Source organism: Citrobacter sp. Cu231, assembly GCF_030332265.1.
GTDB classification, from domain to species: Bacteria; Pseudomonadota; Gammaproteobacteria; order Enterobacterales; family Enterobacteriaceae; genus Citrobacter; species Citrobacter meridianamericanus.
Window position 1 is genome coordinate 45,113 of sequence record NZ_JAOWIE010000054.1, and the last position, 17,711, is coordinate 62,823.

Annotated in this window: 15 protein-coding genes and 6 pseudogenes; 8 read left to right on the top strand and 13 right to left on the bottom strand. The window is 50.0% G+C overall.

All coding sequences use genetic code 11. The annotated features are described in order from the left end of the window. Positions 1-102: 102 nt before the first annotated feature. The 8 genes from pilP to OGY15_RS24505 all read right to left on the bottom strand — a co-directional run bounded on the left by pilP (position 103) and on the right by OGY15_RS24505 (position 7,520). Entirely contained in the window at positions 103-561 is a 459-nt protein-coding gene (pilP, locus tag OGY15_RS24465) for a type IV pilus biogenesis protein PilP (protein WP_000095887.1), read from the bottom strand. After that, positions 551-1,846: a type 4b pilus protein PilO2 gene (gene pilO2, locus OGY15_RS24470; protein WP_000129884.1), complete on the bottom strand. Its 1,296-nt coding sequence runs from the start codon at positions 1,844-1,846 to the stop codon at positions 551-553. Before pilO2 ends, pilP begins: the two co-directional genes overlap by 11 nt. Positions 1,847-1,866: 20 nt before the next feature. Beyond that, the gene (gene pilN / locus OGY15_RS24475; protein ID WP_001035559.1) at positions 1,867-3,486 is read right to left on the bottom strand and encodes a PilN family type IVB pilus formation outer membrane protein; all 1,620 of its coding nucleotides are present in this window, start codon (positions 3,484-3,486) and stop codon (positions 1,867-1,869) included. A gap of 31 nt (positions 3,487-3,517) precedes the next feature. Then, complete coding sequence (gene pilM, locus OGY15_RS24480) at positions 3,518-3,955, bottom strand: type IV pilus biogenesis protein PilM (RefSeq protein ID WP_000539951.1); 438 nt, start codon at positions 3,953-3,955, stop codon at positions 3,518-3,520. A gap of 3 nt (positions 3,956-3,958) precedes the next feature. Next, on the bottom strand, positions 3,959-5,029 hold the full coding sequence (locus OGY15_RS24485) for a toxin co-regulated pilus biosynthesis Q family protein (RefSeq protein ID WP_000730432.1): 1,071 nt from the start codon (positions 5,027-5,029) through the stop codon (positions 3,959-3,961). Between the two features lie 226 nt (positions 5,030-5,255). After that, the gene (locus OGY15_RS24490; protein ID WP_001335624.1) at positions 5,256-5,591 is read right to left on the bottom strand and encodes a hypothetical protein; all 336 of its coding nucleotides are present in this window, start codon (positions 5,589-5,591) and stop codon (positions 5,256-5,258) included. Positions 5,592-6,207: 616 nt separating this feature from the next. Then, positions 6,208-6,873 (bottom strand): hypothetical protein, encoded by a 666-nt coding sequence (locus OGY15_RS24500; protein WP_000154140.1) that lies wholly within the window; start codon positions 6,871-6,873, stop codon positions 6,208-6,210. Between the two features lie 140 nt (positions 6,874-7,013). Further along, on the bottom strand, positions 7,014-7,520 hold the full coding sequence (locus OGY15_RS24505) for a transcription termination/antitermination NusG family protein (RefSeq protein ID WP_001317510.1): 507 nt from the start codon (positions 7,518-7,520) through the stop codon (positions 7,014-7,016). 837 nt (positions 7,521-8,357) lie between these two features. Here OGY15_RS24505 and repA point away from each other — a divergent pair. From repA to OGY15_RS24515, 3 genes and pseudogenes are all read left to right on the top strand, one after another. Beyond that, complete coding sequence (gene repA / locus OGY15_RS24510) at positions 8,358-9,389, top strand: plasmid replication initiator RepA (protein ID WP_000907882.1); 1,032 nt, start codon at positions 8,358-8,360, stop codon at positions 9,387-9,389. 474 nt (positions 9,390-9,863) lie between these two features. Next, a pseudogene (locus tag OGY15_RS24905) lies at positions 9,864-10,090 on the top strand (replication-associated protein RepA4); the annotation flags it as partial. Next, the gene (locus tag OGY15_RS24515) at positions 10,087-10,266 is read left to right on the top strand and encodes a hypothetical protein (protein WP_032231585.1); all 180 of its coding nucleotides are present in this window, start codon (positions 10,087-10,089) and stop codon (positions 10,264-10,266) included. The pseudogene OGY15_RS24905 and the gene OGY15_RS24515, both read left to right, overlap by 4 nt. Before the next feature lie 149 nt (positions 10,267-10,415). On the opposite strand, the pseudogene OGY15_RS24520 reads toward OGY15_RS24515, so the two are convergent. Both OGY15_RS24520 and OGY15_RS24525 read right to left on the bottom strand, forming a co-directional pair. After that, positions 10,416-11,003, bottom strand: a pseudogene (locus tag OGY15_RS24520) (transposase); the annotation flags it as partial. Then, positions 10,990-11,073, bottom strand: a pseudogene (locus OGY15_RS24525) (hypothetical protein); the annotation flags it as partial. The pseudogenes OGY15_RS24520 and OGY15_RS24525, both read right to left, overlap by 14 nt. Before the next feature lie 187 nt (positions 11,074-11,260). Here OGY15_RS24525 and OGY15_RS24530 point away from each other — a divergent pair. Together OGY15_RS24530 and OGY15_RS24535 are read left to right on the top strand one after the other, a co-directional pair. Continuing rightward, the gene (locus OGY15_RS24530; RefSeq protein ID WP_001467544.1) at positions 11,261-12,442 is read left to right on the top strand and encodes a DUF3800 domain-containing protein; all 1,182 of its coding nucleotides are present in this window, start codon (positions 11,261-11,263) and stop codon (positions 12,440-12,442) included. Between the two features lie 201 nt (positions 12,443-12,643). Beyond that, positions 12,644-13,212: pseudogene (locus tag OGY15_RS24535) on the top strand (transposase); the annotation flags it as partial. A gap of 186 nt (positions 13,213-13,398) precedes the next feature. Here OGY15_RS24535 and OGY15_RS24540 read toward each other — a convergent pair. Both OGY15_RS24540 and OGY15_RS24545 read right to left on the bottom strand, forming a co-directional pair. Next, positions 13,399-14,586, bottom strand: a pseudogene (locus OGY15_RS24540) (IS91-like element IS91 family transposase). Continuing rightward, positions 14,586-14,951: a hypothetical protein gene (locus tag OGY15_RS24545; protein ID WP_000124103.1), complete on the bottom strand. Its 366-nt coding sequence runs from the start codon at positions 14,949-14,951 to the stop codon at positions 14,586-14,588. Before OGY15_RS24545 ends, OGY15_RS24540 begins: the two are co-directional and overlap by 1 nt. Before the next feature lie 527 nt (positions 14,952-15,478). On the opposite strand from OGY15_RS24545, the gene def reads away from it, so the two are divergent. From def to OGY15_RS24565, 3 genes and pseudogenes are all read left to right on the top strand, one after another. Next, positions 15,479-15,988: a peptide deformylase gene (def, locus tag OGY15_RS24550; RefSeq protein ID WP_000115002.1), complete on the top strand. Its 510-nt coding sequence runs from the start codon at positions 15,479-15,481 to the stop codon at positions 15,986-15,988. 14 nt (positions 15,989-16,002) lie between these two features. Continuing rightward, positions 16,003-16,104: pseudogene (gene fmt, locus OGY15_RS24555) on the top strand (methionyl-tRNA formyltransferase); the annotation flags it as partial. Between the two features lie 384 nt (positions 16,105-16,488). Further along, complete coding sequence (locus OGY15_RS24565) at positions 16,489-16,851, top strand: hypothetical protein (RefSeq protein ID WP_000181069.1); 363 nt, start codon at positions 16,489-16,491, stop codon at positions 16,849-16,851. 332 nt (positions 16,852-17,183) lie between these two features. On the opposite strand, the gene OGY15_RS24570 is transcribed toward OGY15_RS24565, so the two are convergent. Further along, positions 17,184-17,711, bottom strand: coding sequence for a DoxX family protein (locus tag OGY15_RS24570; protein ID WP_001196880.1), 528 nt, complete (start codon positions 17,709-17,711; stop codon positions 17,184-17,186).

The window sequence follows — 17,711 nt, forward strand, 5'->3', positions numbered from 1 at the left end:
AAAATCTCCTTACGGGCAGCGGTACCCGGAAACGATTTTTTTGTGATTAAGGGCCGGGGGAATAATCTGTTCCGACAGCCGCCTGTAAATGGCGGCACTGAGTCAGGGTTGTAGTGTTGTTCTGATACCATTTTGTTCAAGGACAACACTGTCAGTGGTGATCTTTTCCACGCGGAATGTGGTGCCGGGAATGTGTTGCCCTTCTTTTACATCAGCAGTTCGTCCGCCCGGCAGTTGTATCCTGGCGGTTATCTGGGGCTGAACTCCGGATATCTCTGTCAGCCGGGGAATACCGGTAATGGGGGCAGGGGTATCTGTCGTGACGGCTGAACTGCTTTCCTGTGAATGCACAGGCTCAGCTGGTTCTCCCTGCTCCAGGGTTCTGAGTTCATGTCGCACCTTTTCTCTTGCCAGCATGGCTTCATACAGTGCAGTTTCTTCCTGAATCTGTTCCACCTGGAGTTGCCGGTTATTCTGTTGCATGTTGCTGATGGTGCTGGCCGCGACCGTTGTCGGCAGGATCAGGACGGAAAGCAGAAGAGCTTTTGTTTTACTGGACATAATATTTACCTGTGAATTGATAACGGAAACGACCCTCTTCCAGTTGCCTTGTTACGGAGATAAAACGGACGGAGGGTTCACTGAAATGCTCTGCCACCTGGTGCGCCGGAAGTGTCGTCAGTATCTGCAGGTCATACTCCTTCCAGGGGGGCTGGATGGTATTTCCGTCTTCATCGGTGAAGCTGTTGCTGACTTCCTGCCAGTCCATTTTCAGCTGCATCGACCGGGCGAGTGTGGTCAGCCGTTCCTGCAGGAGGGTGTTTTCCGGTAATGCCTCAACGGCAACGGGAGTTTCAGGCATACTGAAGGTGACCGGCAGGGCAAAACCACCGCTATTCCCGTCCGGCATAACCATAAATGGCCGGATGCTGAAAATTTCCCTGACCCGCTGGCTGAATGCGGTCACTGTCGTCCCGGCGATGTTTGTATATGATGCACGCAGATTGCCGCTGTTCCCGGTGGCAGCACACTCGGCGAGTGAATATCGCCAGCCGGCGACTGACACCGGCAGGCGTGACCATACGTCACTGCATCCCCGGATAAAATCTCCGGTTTCCGGCATACTCAGCCACGGTGGTGTGATCCGTTCCTCTGCGGCTTTTTGTGCTGCTTCAGCAAGTGCTGCTTTTTCTGCCTTCAGGCGTTCATAGTACTGCCAGCCATACCATGCAGTACCCAGAAGGGTGAGTATGAGTAATACCGGAATAAGCTGTGGCCCACGGGATACGGGGTGAAGGCGTGCCTCTGCCGGATATTTCCCTGCACCTGTCAGGGTTTCCAGTGGCAGGGGATCTCTGCCGTCAGGTCCGTTAAACGAGGGCGGTTCATAACATGTCCAGCCGTGTTCAGGCGCGCTGTTAATGGTGAGGAATATTTCCCGGGCCTCCCTGATTTCCTCCCGGGTTCCCACCAGGTCACTGACCAGGATGCCGTCAACAGCAGAAACAAAACCATAAAGTTCTGTATCGTTTGCCTGTGACAGTTCAACGATAGCGTATCCTCCTGACTCGAGCAGGGGCAGGATAAGCATGGCGAGAGAGAAATACCTGCGGCTGCCTTTGGGGAGTGTATTCTGGCTGACGGCTGCAACCATGATGTGACGATCGGTATCTTCCGTACTGAGATACTCACAGGAAATATAGCGTACTGCCCCCAGACTGCGGGCAAACGTCCGGGGGTTTTTATGGCTTGCGGGCAGTGTTTTCCAGTCCATTCCGGCAAGAAATACATTCCGTCCTGCCGTCAGCGGAAACACCTGGCGCTCTGTCGGTGAAATATCCGTCACGATAGTCCTCCTTCTGCAAATCAGATGATATTGGGCGTGATCAGCACCACGAGAATGGTGTCGTCGTTTTCACTGTTGATCCCACCGCCAAGACCGAAGAATCCCGGTGTGCCGACACCCTGTTTTCCACTGCGACGCCCTGACTGCTGGAAGCCACTGATAATGACTGTCTGCCCGGATTTCAGGTCCACTGTCTGGTTGATGGTTTTCAGATCCACATTCGGCAGCTGGGCTTTGCTTCCACCACTCTCGTAATTCTCAATAACCGGTTTGTCGGAGAGACTCATGGAATAGAGCAGCTGCAGTGTCTGTGAGTCCGGGAGAATGAACGGCAGAAGGGTCATATTAAAACCGGTGGTGATGGTGGCCGCATTCAGGGAGGTGGATGAGCCGACATTGGCGGTGGTATCCGTCGTCACACTCTCAATGTAGCTCTGCTGATTGGCAATCTGCATCGGTACCGGGGTCAGGTTTTTGGTCACGGCGGAATTCCGGGTTACCACACTGACATCTCCCTGGGAAGAGAGTGCTTTCAGGAAGGCTTTTGAACCGGTGAGTTTCCCGTTCACAATGGAAACACCACCAGTGACGGTATCGCTGGCTGCACTGGTGAATGTGCTGCCGAGGCTCAGTCCCAGCGTTCTGTCGCTGAAGACTGCGTTCCAGTCGATACCTGCCTGCTCATTACGGGTTTTCCGGATACTCAGAATTTCCACATTCAGCACCACCTGGCGCTTCATTTCTTCATTGCGTTTTTCAATGAACGTCCGGACCGTTTCCAGTACCTGTGGGGTGTCCGTAACGGTGATAAAGCCCGTCGACATGAACATGCGACCAATCCCCGGCGTCAGCATTGATGAGACAGCATTTTTCACATCCTGATACAGCGCAGATTTCATATCCACGGTGGTGGTCTGGGTATTACTGGCATCACCGGAAATGGCATCCGATGCTGTTCCACCTGATGAGCCATTTGATGACATGGTACCGCTGACCACGGTGGCATTATAGGCAACCTGGCTGTCCATATAGGTCACCGGGAAGGTCCGGGTATCAAGATAATAGAACGTGATATGTGAACCATCATAACGCCAGGAAATCCCGAGACGGGAAGCGACCGCATTCAGCAGTGATGTCAGTCCTGAAGCCTTCAGTTCAGGAAGTGACGCCGTATTTCCCTGCAGGCGGGGAAGTGTCGTGTCAGAACTGCCTATGGCGGCCAGTGGAACCATACCGCCGGCATCCGGCGGTGGTACTGTGCCCTGGATTTGCTGCGTACTGCCGGAGGTGGTTACGCTCAGATACGCCTGTACATCAGGGGTGATCCTTACAGGAATATGACAGTTTTCCGAGATCCGCTGGGCCACCTGCTGAAGGGTGATGCTCTGCCGGGTGTTAATGATAATCGGACAGCCGGGCACCGCATTACCGGGGTTTTTATCCGTGACCGGACGGGGATTGATCCACTGACGTGGGGATTCCTTTACAACCGGTGTCCGGTTTCGCAGATCAGCGATCATTTCCCGGGCCCGTTGTTGTTCAGCAACGGCGTCTTTTCTGGTGTTCTCTGCCTGTCGGAAACTGGTACAGCCCTGCAGCAGAGTGGCTGCAATCATAATAGCAAGAAGTTTTTTGTTCATAGATAAATCCGTGAGTTATTCAGAGTCCGGCCTAATTCATCCAGATGATGACCTGATCGGGGATCACAGCAGGGAGCGTGATGGAAATACGCCGCCCATGGGTGTCCAGGAGGCGACCGTTTTCCACTCTGGCAAGCAGGGCCGAATCACCACTTTGTTCCAGGAGGGCACCCATAAGGCCGGGTTTTTCTTTTGCCCAGACAAAAACGCGCTGCTGACTGATGAGGTGGCTGACGTTTTTCGTGGCGGGCAGACCGAGCTGTGCTGACGTGAGCTGACCACCGGCAGCACGTCGTTCAGGGTGCTGATACAGGTAATCGTTGATGGCATTCATATAACGAATAAAATCTGCAGCCTGCTGTGTGATTTCAGCGGTCTGCTGATGGTGCACAGTACGGCTGAGGTGACTGTGGAACCAGAAATTACCAATGGCCATAATGACCATAATGAAACCCGTAACCCATCCCATAGGTTATTCCTGCGGGCGGTCTGTCACACGGAGCAGGCATTGTGCAGTGCTGGTCCGGGCATACAGCGGTTTTTCAGCCGGGGTATAGAGTGCAAAGAGCTGCTCCAGCGCCTGGCGGAAACTGCCGGTGAAAACCAGAGGGGCATCGATGCTGTAGTTGACAGGTGTTTCCCAGCGCAGTGTCCATGTGCCGTGCGGGCATTTTTCGGATGATGTCCAGCGGGCCAGTCCGTCTTTCAGGGTGGTCCCCTTTTCCATTTTCCACTGCCGTGGCGGTATGACCTTCTGCGGTGGTGGCACTACCGGTTTCGTGGCCACCGGGGCTGGCGTGGTTGTTCTGCTCTCTGGAGTTCCGGATGTCCCGGTGGTGGTCTGAGCCCGGGAAACGCTGACGGCAGGTGTCACTGGTGTCGGGCCTGCCGGCGTTGCTGTGCTGCCCCTGAACGGATTACGCGGTGTATCAGCAGCTTTCTGTGAACCCTGCGGTGCCGTGACGTCGACCGGCGGTGTTGCAGAGGTCGTGACAGTCAGTATTTTCCTGTTCCAGTCCATATGTCCGTAAAGCTGCTGGCCGGCCAGCAGCGCATTCAGTGCCCGGTGCCACTGGTCATTAACGGACCAGACGGGGAGGCGTTTGTTCAGTGCCGGTATGACAGCGTTCTGTTGCCGGAACTGCCAGCCGGGTGGTAGCAACTGGCGTATCCAGTCACTGACGGAGCGCTGATGTGCCTCACGTAAATAAACGACGGATGACTGACCGGGTTTACCGGTCATAACCAGTGCGGGCAGCTGTGTGGCCTGAAGGAGCGGACGGGGAGGCAGTGTGGTACTCTGGCTGCTGACTGCTGTTGTGGGCGTCGCTGTTGTTGTCGGGCGGGGCGGCGTCACAGGGCGGGTCACCGGTGGCGGAAGCAGACGTTTTTGCGTATGGGCGATAATGGCAGCGCTTTCGCGAATTTGTCCGTCGACGAACACCAGAGCCGGAGGCGTGGTGTCAGGAACAGGCGTGGCATTAAATGCCGTACAGCCGCTGAGTAATGACGGCAGAAGGAGTGTAAGTGATTTCTTTTTCATAGAATAAATCCGGTATGTATCGGGTTACGATATAAGACAGGTGGCTGGTAACAGGTCTTCAGATAAATATAATTTCATCAGGATATTGATGATGAACATTCATATTCGGGGTGATTATGAAAACTAAAACATTCCGGTTCCGGAAATATAAAAAGAAAAACGTCCTGCTGCAAATGATAGTTTCCAGAAAACAAGTGATAATGTTTTTCAGAACTGGAACATTATTTTATTTCTTGCCTGTTATTGAAACATGTCCGGTTATGATCTCCGAATGGCAGGTATCAATAAAATCACTTTTCCCCGATTGTGTGTCAAAGTCAACGTGGGTGAATCTGTGTACATCCTGCCATATGGTGAAACAGACAGGACAGGTAACAGGTAGTTTACCTTCAGCTATTTTTTCGCAGCTTTCAACCAGTTGCTGCGCCTTGTTGTATCTGACGTTATAGCCATTTGTGCAAAGCGTTTCATACCCATGAGCTCCTGTAACTATATGTGTGGCGATTCTTTCGTGGACTCTCCCATTAATTAATAATTGTTCACGTGTTGTGATTGTTCTCATGCCTGTTTCTCCATTAGTCATAACAGAAAATAATCTGCATTCCTGAAAAATATCGCGGTTGTGAAATATTTAATTTTTACCCCCTTTTATGGGGGATGAAAAGCAGGCTGTCAGGCTATAACTGAACGCGGTTTCTGGATTTTGGTGCTAATGTCACATCTTTCCATTCACAGCTGCTTCCGGGGATACGCTCTTTGCGTCGTATTATACGGGAGTTCTGACACACAATAATTAAGCCATTGTCTGCCGTCTGAAATGGCATTATAGCGATGTTTATATCTTCTGTTGCAGGAATATAACTGACTTTCTTTTCACATGTATTGTAAGCGTCAACGGAGCACCGTATTGACGCTTACTCCTGTGGCAGGTCAGTCAAACAACATTATGGCGTGAAGCTTCCGCTTCTTTAATTGTCAGAAGAAGCATATCGTCAGTCATCAGAAGACAAGGGGATGTCTGCAGGAGGGGATGATAACAACAGAAGCCTCACGCCGGAATGCGCTTTATGGCAACCGGAGAGGACGGATAATCAAAAATGGGACATCCACATCAGCAAACCGCGATTTGCGAAAAAAAGTCAGCGGAGAGTGGCTGCCGTTGTGGCTGTCCCGGTATTTCAGTGTAACAGGTGATTGCTGTGATCTATGCCCCATTCGGCTTTCGGTAAACCTGAATACCCCACATGAAGAATGCGTGACAGCATGTTTCTGCCGCTGCCGTTCAGGCTGCATTCGCGTCCGTGCGCGAGTATAAAACCTTCATCCCGGAATATCTCTTCCACTTCTGAAGATTCGAGGGATGCCGGATGAATTAATGAAAATGCCACCGGTCTGAGCATTCTGCCCGTGGTGGAAAAGGTGTCTCTGGTACTGTTCAGTTGCAGGATATGACGTTTACCTGTTTGCGCACGGGAAAGTGTCTCACTCAGCAGCTGGTCGCTCCATGCGCACGTGCCAATCTGCCATCCCAGACTCCTGCACGCGGCAAGAGCCGAGCGGAAGCGGTACAGGTCGTATAATGCTGCGTTATTGCCACTTTCCAGCAGTGATTTCAGGGTGTTTGCTACCGGTATGTCTGAATTGGTGGCCAGCAGTTTTCGCAGGGTAGTGAACTCTTCAGCCATTCCTCTGAACTCGCGCATCTGACGGGCAGTGTCAAGCCAGTTCAGCAGGTAACGCCGGCGACGCCGTTCGTTGTTTATGTTGTCCGGGGCGGTGGAGAGTGCTTCGAGCATATTCTCCAGTAACAGAATGACAGGATTTTCCTGGGATAGAATGGTCATAAAGGCGTCCTGAAAAAATGCCCGACAGCCGCTCTCCGTACACCCTCAGGTGTCACCGGTGCCGGGCATTGTGGAAACAGAAGGGAAAAAAATCCCGGCCATAAAGGCCGGGAAAAGTCGTCAAATTAAGACAGCAATTTTCATGTCAACGCTCCGTCATCAGATACCAGGTGCAGGAGCAGGGCGATCCTCGACTCCGGCAGAGGTTGTGCATCAAGCCGGAGGAGGTACTGGTAACGCGCTTTTGTCAGCCAGAGGGTGGAGGCAGCATCCAGCTCCTCCCTGGCTGCCGGATTGAGCGCAGGATCCGGGTACACTTTCATCAAAGACTGAACGATATCCTCCCTGACGGTTTTGATTTCACCGGCCATTTTCACGAAGTCCAGAAAGGCACTGTGACGGCGAAGGTGAGTGAAGCTGTGGCGTTCGGGGTCTGCTTTCAGGAAAAAGTAACCGGGAAACACGGCGTGTATATGTCGACGGTAACCGCAGACTTTATCCGTACGGCGGACTTTTTTCAGTATCAGGGGTGTCCAGGGAAGGACGTGTTGTTCGGAAAGCCAGGAAAATAGATGTTCGCGGTTTTTGCCGGCAGGGATGTACTGAGCCAGATACCAGTTGCGTTGATGTAATTCACTGATATTCAAAATCCGGAACGCTCCGCGAAAATCGATCCCCGCAGAGGGGCTTCGATGTTGTTGTGAACGGCGAATACATAAAGCATGTGTCGGAAACAGCGGCTGACCCACGTTCAGCCTGGCCTGCAGTTCTGACAGGCACATGATTTACGCACTCTTGTAAGCCTTGTGGACGGTTTCGAGGCGGGCGAAAACCGGCAACTCCTGCAAACAGGATTAATGGCTGGCAAATATATTACATAAGGATTTATCTGTGGCAAGAGTGAAGATAGGCAGTTTAATAGATCGTTATATTTGATAAGTCAGCATATTATTCTGATTTGTGTGCGGTGTCTGGAGGATTAGATCGTTTAAAAATTTTATGCGATCTCTTCTACTAAAAATGATGAAAAACACAGCATAAAAGATCGTTTGTGAAATTGTTCATTTTTTTGACACAGTTCAAAAAAACGACGCTTTTTAGGGGGTTAAAGAGGGCAACTGTAACCCTGAGAAATCGTGTCGGCTTTTCAAAGCGGTGGAAAAGGGGTATATTGCGGATCGTTATGCAGTGGCTTTTGGGATCCTCGCGGTTCGGAAAGCCAGAAAACGGCAGAATGCGCCATAAGGCATTCAGGATGTATGGCAGAAACGACGGCAGTTTGCCGGTGCCGGAAGGCTGAAAAAAGTTTCAGAAGGCCATAAAGGAAAACCCCCACTATCTTTCCTCGAACTTTGGCGGGCTCGTGAAAGATAGTAGGGGCGTTCACAGAATACGGGATAAGTATATATGAAACCGTACCAGAGATTCAACCCTGTGCAGTGTATAAATACACGGCACAATCGCTCCGCCATAAGCGACAGCTTGTGGCAGGTCTGAAGAATACTTCATATAACGCAGTACACTGGAGTCAGTTAGCACCCGAAGAGCAGATCCGTTTCTGGGAAGACTATGAAGCGGGAAGGGCGACCACTTTCCTGGTTGAACCGGAAAGGAAGCGCACGAAGCGCCGTCGCGGTGAGCACTCCACCAAACCCAAATGCGAAAATCCGTCCTGGTATCGTCCGGAGCGCTATAAGGCGCTGAGCGGGCAGCTCGGGCACGCCTACAACCGTCTGGTGAAAAAGGACCCGGTGACCGGCGAGCAGAGCCTGCGCATGCACATGTCTCTGCATCCTTTTTACGTGCAGAAACGAACGTATGCTGGTCGCAAATATGCTTTCCGTCCGGAAAAACAACGCCTCCTCGATACCGTCTGGCCGGTTCTGGTCAGCTTCAGTGATGCGGTCACACATACCGTAGGCATGAGTGTTTCCCGTCTGGCCAGAGAAATCAGCCCGAAAGACAGCAAGGGGAAGGTTATTCCGGAACTGGAAGTGACGGTCTCCCGCCTTTCCCGTTTGCTGGCCGAACAGGTACGTTTTGGTGTGCTGGGTGTTTCAGAGGAAACCCTGTGGGACCGTGAAACCCGCCAGCGTCTGCCACGTTACGTCTGGATAACACCGGCAGGCTGGCAGATGCTGGGCGTCGACATGGTGAAACTTCACGAACAGCAGCAGAAGCGGTTGCGTGAAAGTGAAATCCGCCAGCAACTCATCCGGGAAGGCGTACTGCGTGAGGATGAAGATATCTCCGTACATGCGGCCAGAAAACGCTGGTATCTGCAGCGCAGCCAGGATGCACTGAAACACCGTCGTGCAAAAGCGGCAGCCAGTAAGCGCGCCAGACGTCTGAAGAAACTGCCTGCCGACCAGCAGATTCATGAGATGGCAGAGTATCTCAGGAAGCGTCTGCCGCCGGATGAAGCTTATTTTTGTTCCGATGACCATCTGAAGCGACTGGCCATCAGGGAGTTGCGTCAGCTTGAACTGACGCTGGCTGCGCCACCGCCGCACTAGACAGCACCATTCCTTCAGCACTGAATCATCGCCAGCCCCTCCGGGGCTTTCGGCGCTGGTTCCGCTCAGCCCAAAATCTGCAGTAATCACCTTAAATCCCCTCAGAGGGGCATATCTGCCCATAAAACCACGTATCAGTCATCAGAACATGGCCACGTTGTTTCAGTTATCCACATAAATCCGCAAACAAAGAACTTTAAAAAGCTGCAAACCTGAAACAGCAAACCTGCAATATAGTCCTAACCCCATTATTTAATCCCCTGCGTTGCTTCGCCGCAGGGAAAGTCTTTATCTCTGAAACCACTGTGAACAAATACAAAGAGGCCTTCGCTTGCAGCGGCCAAAGCCGCGCCGCTCAGAATCTAAAAGCACCTCCCACGCTGACGCGCGGGCCCCGAACCTCACCGTTCTGAAACCACAACAAAAAGACATCAGGAATAAAAACACCACACAAACGCAGCACCGTGCCTACCCCTCATAACTGAAAAGCGAGGCCGCCCCCGCCCGAAGGGCGGGAACAACATCGCTTTTAATTATGAATGTTGTAACTAATGATCCTCATCGCTGTCAGTCTTCTGGCTGGAAGTGTTGAATACACGCTCGTAAGCGGCCCTGACGGCCCGCTAACGCGGAGATACGCCCCGACTTCGGGTAAACCCTCGTCGGGACCACTCCGACCGCGCACAGAAGCTCTGTCATAACTGAAAGCGGGTATGGTCTGGCAGGGCCGGGGATGGGTAAGGTGAAATCTATCAATCGGTACCGGCTTACGCCGGGCTTCGGCGGTTTTACTCCGGTATCACATGTAACCACAGCGTGCCGCCTTCCATGCCGCTGGCGCGGCATATCCTGGACGTATAGGAAATTGAAAAACTAAGCGATACCGCTGGTTCGCTCTTTATGCCACGTGCGACTCTCCGGTTTTCACATCACTCCTGTGTTTTTTCTCTCATCATGGTCGATTTTTATACCGTAATGGGCTGTTTTTTATACTCCCCCCCGGATTGCAGGCGCACTTACCCCGTATCAGTCAGGGATGTACCTCCGCAGGCTGATATTCCGCGCATTTTTCTTCAGCCCTGATACATTCAGCCCCGCAATGGCCCGGCGGTATACCATCCGGCCGCCACACAGCACGCATTCGAACGGGTCACGACTCAGGAACTGTTTCACCATTTGTGCATAGCACACTTTCGCCACTGGTTCCGGTTTATCCATCCCCAGTGCACGGTACACCTGCGGCAGCTTCTCTCCACACACCCGGTTGGTAAGGAACCCGAAGTACCTCACCATCTTAAAAAACTTCTCCGGGATGTGCTGTTTCAGCCTCGCGACCAGCTCACGCTGTGTCAGCGTTTCCGTCGCCGTTTCTCCCGTTTTGTGGTCCAGGTAACGGAAGCTCAGACTCGCTCCTCCGTTGTAATGAGCCAGTCGGGAAGCCGCTATTGGTGGCTTCTTCAGATAACGACCCAGGTAGCGTGCCGTATTCCGCCCTCCGGCTGTCTTCTTCGACATGTACACATGCCAGTATTTTCCGCCGGCTTTCAGCACCAGGCTTCTCCACTGTGATTCCGTCGTGATATGTGACAACGACTTCGGCATTGCCATCCCCTCTGGCGACGGCTTTCAGAACCTCTTTCACCATTCTGCTGTGGACTTTCTGGTGCTCCAGGTTGTGTGACATGGGAACTCATTCTGGATGGTTACTCTGAAAGCTCATATTCTGCCACACCCCGATTTGCAGCCGCCAGGCTGCCGTGGTTCTAAATCAAATCCTCTCTCTTAAAGAAGCCCGCCCTGTGCGGGTTTTTTGTTTATAGACTTCCAGATCCTACATTGTTATATATGGTTCATAACCCACAAAAAAAGTGATGTGTATGAATCCTTTCCCGCAGCAAAACAAAAGCTATCAATTCTATTACGATGAATCTAATAACGTTCGTAAACTATATCTATCCAAACAAATTGATGGTTATAACATTGACCATGATCCAGACAAGCACAACAGCGTAAACTTCGTGTTAGCCGGTGTTGCTCATACTGGTTCCTCATCCAGTGCCGACTTTGATGATTTACGCCAGCGCATACAGCTACAGGCCAACGCCAAAGAGTTTAAGCTGAAACACTTAGCCAAAGGCGACTTCCTGACTATGCTCACGTCTAAGAAGCTCACAGCGTTCTTTGAGTGGCTTCTCTATGGTGATCTATACCTACACTACTTCCACCTGAATATGGAGTATTGGGGATACGTGGACATCATTGATGATTGTATCCTGTTCGGACGTGAGAAGGGCTTCATCCCGGAAATGAGTGATGAACAGTTCTATGGCTACATGTTGGCAAACAAGGATGCTCTACACACCTACGTTAAGGCTAACAAGGTTCCCTTCATCCAGTTCCTCAAGTCCTATGACTTCCCATACATCGAGGGGAGGGAACAGGCTTTCATACAAGGGCTATTAAGTCAGATCTCCGCTCATTGCGTAAACCTCTATACAGCTACCAATAGAGATGAGTTTCAGCTTCGGTTAGCTCATGGCCTCCTGCAGCTCCTGATGGCCTGCTCTGACCAAAACATAGATGATATGACACTCACTATGGATATTAGGGATGAACCGCCTACAGACGACGACAACCGCCTTGTTGATGGTTTTGCTATTTTCTACCAGAACCGGGCGCAAATGTTCGAGGCTTCCAGCCATATCTTTGACATAGAGAAGGTAGTGGAAGCAGATCTTCAAAAGGCAGCAGAAGCCAACCCTAATCTAACGCTTAATTACTCTTTCGCTGATTCAAAGCTAAATCCTCTGGTTCAAGTGAGTGATGTTGTGGCTGGCTTTATGCAGCACTATTTTGATTATCTCAATAGCCATAGCTACGAACAGATTAAACATGACAGAAACAGCCTTAACGAAAGGCAAAGATTAAATATGGAGTTTTTAAGGCTCCTGATAAACAAATCTCATGATAATAACCCAACATTATTACATTGTGTTATGTCAGCTTTAGAGCATGAAAAACATAAAACATTTACTTACCCGGATGAACCATAAATAACTATGAAGGGGCTTAATGCCCCTTTTATTTTGTGTTTACCTATACCGCTTATCTTGTTTTATTATTTAATATCTCAATTTAATTTGATTTTTATTGAATATATGATTAGACAGGCCCCCTGAATCTCCAGACAACCAATATCACTTATTTAAGTGATAGTCTTAATACTAGTTTTTAGACTAGTCATTGGAGAGCAGATGATTGATGTCTTAGGACCGGAGAAACGCAGACGGCGTACTACACAGGAAAAGATCGCTATTGTTCAGCAGAGTTTTGAACCGGGAATGACGGTCTCCCTTGTTGCCCGGCAACACGGTGTGGCAGCCAGCCAGTTATTTCTCTGGCGCAAGCAATACCAGGAGGGAAGTCTTACTGCTGTGGCCGCAGGAGAACAGGTCGTTCCGGCCTCTGAACTTGCTGCTGCCATGAAGCAGATTAAAGAACTCCAGCGCCTGCTCGGCAAAAAAACGATGGAAAATGAACTCCTTAAAGAAGCCGTTGAATATGGGCGTGCAAAAAAGTGGATAGCGCACGCGACCTTATTGCCCGGGGATGGGGAGTAAGCTTAGTCAGCCGTTGTCTCCGGGTGTCGCGTGCGCAGTTGCACGTCATTCTCAGACGAACCGATGACTGGAAAGATGGTCGCCGCAGCCGTCACTCAGATGATACGGATGTGCTTCTCCGTATACACCATGTTATCGGAGAGCTGCCCACATATGGTTATCGTCGGGTATGGGCGCTGCTTCGCAGACAGGCCGAACTTGATCGATAGGAATTTAAATCCCCAAAAGACTAAAAAAGCACCACAAAACGGATGTTTCTTCAACACCCCTTGTGCACCATATGAGCGGAAACGACTATTAAACAGGATGACACTGATTGATACAGGGTATGAATGCCGGTTTTTTGCTCCGTTTCCGGTAAAATGGACGCAACTTCCCCTCTGCGGCTCTCAGCCGCACACCTGCTGTCGTGCCAGTCGCTCATGCATCAGGACCAGCTCTGCCAGTCGGTAACCCCGCTTCAGCCCCGTAAAACGCATCTGACTTCCGCACAGAATGCACTTCAGCGGGTCAACCTTCAGTAACCTCTGATACATCCCTCTCCACCTGATTTGCATCGCCGTTTTTCTCACCGTCTCCGTTATGACGTACACCACTTCTTCCAGTAAGCGGCGCTTCACCGGACTCAGGAAACCGTAGTACCTCACCATACGGAACCCCTTATCTGCTACATGCCAGGAGAACCTTTCCATGAACTCATCTCCACTCATCAACAGATATTCTTCCCGTTTTGTACGGTGACTGTTGTAACGCAGACCGATTTCATCCTGACCGGCATAATGCTCCAGCCGACTCACCGGCACCGGTGGCTTTTTCAGGTAAGAGCTGAAGTACACCGCCACATGTGTGGCGTTATCCATCACCCTGGATATGTTGACATTCCAGCCGCGGCGGTAATGCGTGTCCAGGAAGCGATTCCAGTCCCGTTTGCTGTTTCCTTCCACTGCCAGTTCATCCGGTATTACCAGCTCCGGGTATTTCCGGGACAGTAGCCGCGTTATCCGGTAACGCCACATGCTCATCACCTTACGGGCGTAAAAATGAAGATTTTTCCAGGTGTGGCCCGACGTCACACCACCGGCAGTTGTCGATAAATGGATATGCGGATGCTACTGCTGGTCACGCCCCCATGTGTGGATCACCGTGAATATCCCCGGCTCAACATCTGCCTGATGGCAGATTTCCAGTATCACATCAGCTGCAATGCGGCTCATCTCTGCCAGTAACCACCGGTTGTGGAACACCAGGGACCAGTACTGGCAGGGAAGTGTGAACACAATATGCTGCCACGGGCAGTCGGGGACCAGGCTCAGCAGATACTGTATCCACTGTGCGCCAGCCTTCACCCCGCAGTGCGGACAGGAGCGGCTTTTACACCGGAAGCAGACCTTTTTGGTGTGGCAACAGTCCGGTGACGAACAGCACCATTGTGTGTAGCCCATCAGCGTGGTCCCGCATGCCATGATTTTTGTCACTGACTCAGTCACCACCGGACGCACTGAACCTTCCGGCTGTTTCTCCAGCCAGTTAAGCCAGCGGTTACCCTGCTGAAAAATATCGGCAAAACGGGGAAGCATCAGACGGGTGGGGTAACGCCATCCGGCCAGTGAACTGTGCTGCATTCCGGGCAGTACATACCACCGGCACTGATACCGGCAAGAATGGTTGCAAACTCCCGCTCCGTACAGCGGGCTATTTCCGGATACCCTTCGTCATCGACACGAACAAACCAGAAGACCAGCTTTTTGTTTCCAGCATCCAGAAAGAACGGAATACCCAGGTCAGCGCAGCACTCAACGGCATCGTCAAAATTATCAAAGCGCAGAACTTCAGCGTCTTCTTCGTCAAAAAAATCATCCGGATGAAGTTTCACAACATAGCGGGGAAGTTTGCTTCTTTGTTGTGCGGGTTTGCGTTTACGGGGTTTAGCTGAACGGGCCATATAACTACCTGAAAGACAATGACATTATCATTTTTTATAACGGTAATTCCAGGCCATGACAAGCCGCAGCCGCCAGGCTGCCTACTCGATAAATTAACCTTCATTTGATGCTGGATTGAACATATCAAAATCAGGCAATTACACAAATCTATGTACAGGCTCGGAAATTGAAAACCAGACGATACCGCTGTCCACGCCTTATGACACGTGAGCCTTTCTGCTTTTCCCACCACTCCGGTGGTTTCTCTCTCTGCATGGTCGATTTTTATACCGTGACAGGTTGTTTTTTATACTTGCACCGATTCCCGGGCACACTTAGCCTGTGTCAGGCCGGCAATTAGTAGCCGGTTTAAAACTGGGATAACGGAAAAATCTGGGGTTCCGGCGTAGAACCCCATCCTTATCTCCCTGCCATAAGCAGCCTTAGAAATCTTTGCGATTGGTCAGTGATGCTGTCAATCAGAGGGGGATTTGTCTAGAATAGAAGAAATAATCTTTCTAACTCCTGAACACATCTCTGGAGACTTATGTCAGTTTTGCAAGTGTTACATATTCCGGACGAGCGGCTTCGCAAAGTTGCTAAACCGGTAGAAGAAGTGAATGCAGAAATTCGGCGTATCGTCGATGATATGTTCGAGACGATGTACGCAGAAAAAGGTATTGGCCTGGCGGCAACCCAGGTCGATATCCATCAACGTATCATTGTTATTGATGTTTCGGAAAACCGTGACGAACGGCTGGTGTTAATCAATCCGGAGCTTTTAGAAAAAAGCGGCGAAACAGGCATTGAAGAAGGATGCCTGTCGATCCCTGAACAACGAGCTTTAGTGCCACGCGCAGAGAAAGTTAAAATTCGCGCCCTGGACCGCGACGGTAAACCATTTGAACTGGAAGCAGAGGGTCTGTTAGCCATCTGTATTCAGCATGAGATGGATCACCTGGTCGGCAAACTGTTTATGGATTATCTGTCACCGCTGAAACAACAACGTATTCGTCAGAAAGTTGAAAAACTGGATCGTCTGAAAGCCCGGGCTTAAGGATAAGAACTAACGTGTCAGAATCACTACGTATTATTTTTGCGGGTACACCTGACTTTGCAGCGCGTCATCTCGACGCGCTGTTGTCTTCTGGTCATAACGTCGTTGGCGTGTTCATCGATAGGAATTAAAATCCCCAAAAGACTAAAAAAGCACCACGAAAAGGATGTTTCTTCAACACCCCTTGTGCACCATATGAGCGGAAACGACTATTAAACAGGATGACACTGATTGATACAGGGTATGAATGGCGGTTTTTTGCTCCGTTTCCGGTAATTTAGCTGAACGGGCCATATAACTACCTGAAAGACAATGACATTATCATTTTTTATAACGGTAATTCCAGGCCATGACAAGCCGCAGCCGCCAGGCTGCCTACTCGATGAGATTCTTAAAAGAGTAATCCCAGCCATATATAATGTGGCTATTGATGATGCTATAAAATCAGTAAGGAATGTTGGGGATAGATTAGAGGAGGAATTAGATATGAGGAAGGTAGTGTGACTAATTTTAAATCAGACTTAAATCTAATAAGAAAAGAATGGTATAATGCATTTTATTCAGGTAATACTGAAATGCTAGATTACTTGGAAGCTGATTGGTTTATTTCAACAAATGGTCAAAAAGTTATCTATAAAAAACATCAGTTACGAAAGATTGATATGCGTCCAGCGAGGATTTTACCTGGCATAGAAAGATATGAATATGATGTCGTAATGCGTGAGTTTAAAGGAATTGCTTGTGTTTCAGGGAAAGCTGAAATAAAGCAAAATGATGGAAATATATTAATGGCATTTATTGAAAATTGGATAAAGGTTAATGGTGGATGGAAAATGCAGTTTATATCGTATGAAAAAATCTAAGGGGAAGCCCCCTTAGATTAATGGTTATATATGTTCAAATTTTATTTTTTATAGCGATAACTTCTGCTTTGAGCTTTAAGCATGTTTTCTGCAAACTGAATATCAAAACTATTTATAGTATTAGTTATTATAGTTTTTATTTTCTCTTTATCAGATAATAAATCACCATGCTCTATAGGTTCCCGCATATATGGATTGTTTTTTAATTCATCAAATGATGTTTTAAATAGTTCATGGCGGCATAGCTATTGCCCCAGGGTTTTTCATGCCCTCCCAATTGAGTCCTTTTCCTGAAGAAGTAGCTTATATGCCATCCCGGACATTATTTAAGATTATAGCGTCATCATAGGGTTATTCCTTTTCTGCATCACATTCTGGTGCCTACGCCGGTACGTACGTTTCAGCAGGTTATCCAGGGAATATTTTCCGCCGCCATACGCCAGTAAATACATCTGGGCGGTAAGCCAGGTGGCATGAACCGGCCAGGCATCGGGATAGACAAACACCTGGATCACTATCGTCATTCCTGCCAGCACTAGTGCGGAAAAACGCGTTGCCAGTCCCAGGACAAGCAGAACCGGAAAAATATGTTCGGCTCCTGCTGCAAGCAGTGCAGCAGTCTCCGGTGCCAGAAACGGCAGTCGGTACTCTGTGGCAAACAGCGCAACCGCCGAACGGGTAATATGCGGAACATCCAGTTCCGGTGGCATCCCTCCCAGTATATCCAGAACCAACCCCTCTACCTTACTTTGCCCTGACAGCCAGAATGTGGCGGCCAGGCCTGTACGAGCCAGAAGGGGGATCAGACTGTCCTGCAGTAATGCCTGGCCCCGCTGCAGAAAACTTCTCATCAATGCCAT